The organism is Thiohalophilus sp. (genome assembly GCF_031581315.1).
In the GTDB taxonomy this organism is placed as follows: domain Bacteria; phylum Pseudomonadota; class Gammaproteobacteria; order UBA6429; family Thiohalophilaceae; genus Thiohalophilus.
Genome location: NZ_JAVLAZ010000051.1, coordinates 6,701 through 10,501, shown reverse-complemented (window position 1 = coordinate 10,501; position 3,801 = coordinate 6,701). Strand labels below are relative to the sequence as shown.

The 3,801-nt window shown below is 57.1% G+C and carries 3 protein-coding genes; 2 read left to right on the top strand and 1 reads right to left on the bottom strand.

Annotation, left to right across the window (positions count from 1 at the left end; all coding sequences use genetic code 11):
- Positions 1–33: 33 nt before the first annotated feature.
- On the bottom strand, positions 34–435 hold the full coding sequence (locus RI563_RS08725) for a gamma-glutamylcyclotransferase family protein (protein WP_310693988.1): 402 nt from the start codon (positions 433–435) through the stop codon (positions 34–36).
- Positions 436–659: 224 nt separating this feature from the next.
- On the opposite strand from RI563_RS08725, the gene rapA reads away from it, so the two are divergent.
- Entirely contained in the window at positions 660–3,557 is a 2,898-nt protein-coding gene (rapA, locus tag RI563_RS08720; RefSeq protein ID WP_310693987.1) for an RNA polymerase-associated protein RapA, read from the top strand.
- Positions 3,558–3,651: 94 nt separating this feature from the next.
- Positions 3,652–3,801: DUF6316 family protein (locus RI563_RS13455; protein WP_411293572.1), on the top strand; the 150-nt coding region annotated here is incomplete at its 3' end.

The following is a 3,801-nucleotide window of genomic DNA, read 5'->3' as shown; positions in this document are numbered from 1 at the left end:
GCCTTCGTGGTGAAGCTTTTATAAAAATCCAGCCTATCGAATATAACGCAGGAAGTTTTCCAGGTGCTGTTCGATAAACTGCTGCTGATCCCAGCGACGGGTGGAAAGCAGGCGGCTTTTTTCATCGGGAATCACGTAGGCCATGGCAAATAACTCCAGTCCATCTTTTGTCGTTACTCTGACCTGGCGTTTTTCGTAACAGGTATCCTCGTAATGGTCGATCTTTTTATGTGTGGCGGGATCAAGGTCGCAGTAGAGCGTCCCCTGCACACCATCCCCCGGCGCCGCGATAATACCGGGATAGACTTCGCCCTCCAGGCGATAACGGCCATAGCCGTTCAACGTGCCCGGTGTACCGACCATGCTCTGGCCGGTCACGGCCGCAAACACTTCGGGTAATTCGAGGGTGCCGTAAGTAAACAGATGAGCGGACATTGCCCCTCCTTGATGTACAACATGTTTCACACTGACGATTTTAAAGCAAAGATTACGCCATCACTATTCGGGTAATTACTTATACGCTGCCAAGATGATCACAATTTGACAGGCGTCACATTGGCCGTTTCCTGCCGCCTTTTTGTGCATGGCATTTGCGCTTGCACAATTTACGGGCAGGGACAAGACTGTCTGTGGACCCCGTTATTTGACACAATCACGCTATGGAAAATGTCATCCCAGGCCAGCGCTGGTACAGCGACAATGAACCGGAACTCGGTCTGGGCATCGTGCAGTCTGTCGAAACCCGGCAGGTCCATCTGTACTTTCCGGCGATCGATGAAGATCGCCTCTATCGACTCGATAATGCCCCGCTGACACGCATTCGTTTTTCGCCCCATGACACCGTCAGTGATGATCAGGGCACAAAGTGGCATATCACGCATGTGGAAGAGCATGAGGGTCTGCTCACCTATTATGGTCACGACGAACAGGGCCATGCCGGCCAAATCGTTGAAACCGCACTGGCCCCCCGGCTGCAACTGAGCCGGCCGCAGGACCGGTTACTCGGCGGACATATCGACCCCGCCCGCCTTTACCGGTTACGCCAGGTGACCCGCGAGCGACAACAGGAGTTATTGCCGGCACCCGTCCATGGCCTGTGCGGCTGTCGCGTCGACCTGGTCCCCCATCAGCTTTACATTGCGCATGAAGTCGCCAACCGCGCCGCGCCACGGGTCCTTCTGGCCGATGAAGTGGGACTGGGTAAGACCATCGAGGCGGGTCTCATCATGCACAAGCAATTGCTGGATGAACGCATTGCCCGGGTGCTGATCCTGGTTCCTGAAAACCTGTTGCATCAATGGCTGGTGGAAATGTTGCGCCGCTTTAATCTGCGCTTCAGTCTGCTGGACGAGCCACGCTGCCAGGCCCTGAGCGAACAGGACGACAACCCCTTTGAGACCGAACAGCTGGTGCTGTGTCCGCTGGAAATGTTCATGAACGACAGCGCACGCCAGGAACAGGCGCTGACAGCCCCCTGGGATCTGCTGGTTGTGGACGAGGCCCATCATCTTGAATGGCAGCCCGAACAGGTCAGCCCCGAATACCGTTTTGTCGAACAATTAGCGGCACGCATCCCGGCGGTACTGTTATTGACCGCGACGCCGGAACAGCTGGGTATCGCCGGCCATTTTGCCCGGCTGCGACTGCTGGACCCGCAACGCTTTTTTGATCTCGATGAATTCCTTGAAGAAGAAGCCCTTTATCAACCGATCCTGCGGGCGGTGAATGCGTTGCTGGATGATCGGCCACTGGACAAGTCCTCACGGGAAGCCCTGCATCTGGCACTCGGCGAACACCCTGCTTTCGAACGCCTGATGTTACTCGCCAATCATGCGCCGACGGATGAATGGCATGACACGGAACATCGTAACGCCCGTCAGCAACTGATTCATCTGCTGGTCGATCGTCATGGCACCGGCCGGGTCCTGTTTCGCAATACCCGCGCGGCAATCAGCGGGTTCCCGCAACGGCAGCTGCATGCCACCGCCCTGCCCTTGCCCGACGCCTATGCGCAAGCGGATGCCGATACCCTCGACGACCAACTGGCCTGGCGATTGACACCGGAACAATGCTGGTCACAACAGGACGATAACGCAACCGCGTGGACCGGCTTTGACCCGCGGGTGCAATGGTTAATCGAGACAGTGCGCCAGTACCGGGGCGAAAAGTTTCTTGTCATCTGTGCGCATGCCGAAACCGCCCGCACGCTGCATCAATACCTGGCTGATCGGGTCGGTCTGCGTTGTGCCGTCTTTCATCAAGAGATGACGATTATCGAACGGGATCGGGCCGCCGCCTATTTTGCTGACCCGGAAGACGGTGCCCGGCTGCTGATCTGCTCGGAGATCGGCAGCGAGGGTCGCAACTTCCAGTTTGCCCATCATCTGCTGATGTTCGATCTGCCCGCGCACCCGGATCTACTGGAACAACGCATTGGCCGTCTGGATCGAATCGGTCAGACACAAACCGTCCAGATCCATGTGGGCTACCTGGCCGATAGTCCGCAGAGCATCCTCTACCGTCTGTATCACGATGCTTTGGATGCTTTTTTACACCCCTGTGCCACTGGCGATGCGGTATTTAGCCGGTTTCGGGAATCTATCGACGCCGCGCTGCATCAGCCAGCAAACATGCCAACGCCGTTTGAGACGCTGCTGGCTGAAATCGCCGACTACCATCAACAACTTTCACAACAACTGGAAGCCGGCCGCGATCGGTTGCTGGAACTCAACTCTTACCGGGCGGAAGAAGCCGATTATCTGCAGCAGAGCATTCGCCGTCTGGATAACGATCCACGACTACCGGAATTTCTGGAGGAGGCCTGTGCCCAGTTCGGCGTCGATCTGGAAGTGCATGGCAGTGACAGTCATGTCATGCATCCCGGTACACACATGCTGGTGGATCATTTTCCCGGCCTGCCGGATGACGGCCTGACGCTGACTTTCTCCCGCTCCGCCGCCCTGGCCCGCGAGGACTGGCAGTTTATGAGCTGGGAACATCCGATGATTCGCGGCATCATGGATCAGGTACTGGAAGAGCGCCATGGTAATGCCGCCCTGGCTATTCTGCGAACCAGTGGTCTGCCTGCCGGGACCCTGCTGCTGGAGTGTCATTTTATTCTCGAAGGCATGGCCCCCCGGCGGCTGCAATTACCCCGCTTTTTGCCACCGACCCTGGTACGTCGGGTAGTAGATTCCGACGGACGGGATCTCACCGAGCAGTTTCCTGTCGACAAACTGCGTATCCTCCCCACCGAGCTGGACAAGAGCACCCGTAACCGAATTCTTGGTGCCCGCCAGGACACCTTGCGAGACATGTTTGAACAGGCCGGAGCGCTGGTGCAGGCACCGGCGCGCGAGATACTCGAACAGGCCAACCGGCACATGTTGAGCCTGCTCGAAACCGATATCACCCGCCTGCAGCATCTGGCCACCATCAATCCCAATGTCCGTGACGAAGAAATCCGGCAGCTGCAGGAACAACGCGATGTCCTGTCCCGACACGTTCTGGAGATCGAACCCACACTGGATGCCGTACGACTGTTGATCGCCGGCTGAACCGTCGTTCAAAGTTCGGTTTTTTGAGGGAAATTGACGAACCCGCCGTCGGGGTCTATAGATTAAAAACGGCAACCATCACGGAGAACCTGTCATGCACATGCATCGTCGGGCTGAGCAGGGTGCGATTCCCTTTCGTAGCGGCCGTTTATTCAATATCGATGCCCGCTGGTATTTTGCCTGCCGGGAAGGGCTGGATCAGGGCCCCTACGACAGTCGCGATGAAGCCGAAGCCGCCCTGTCA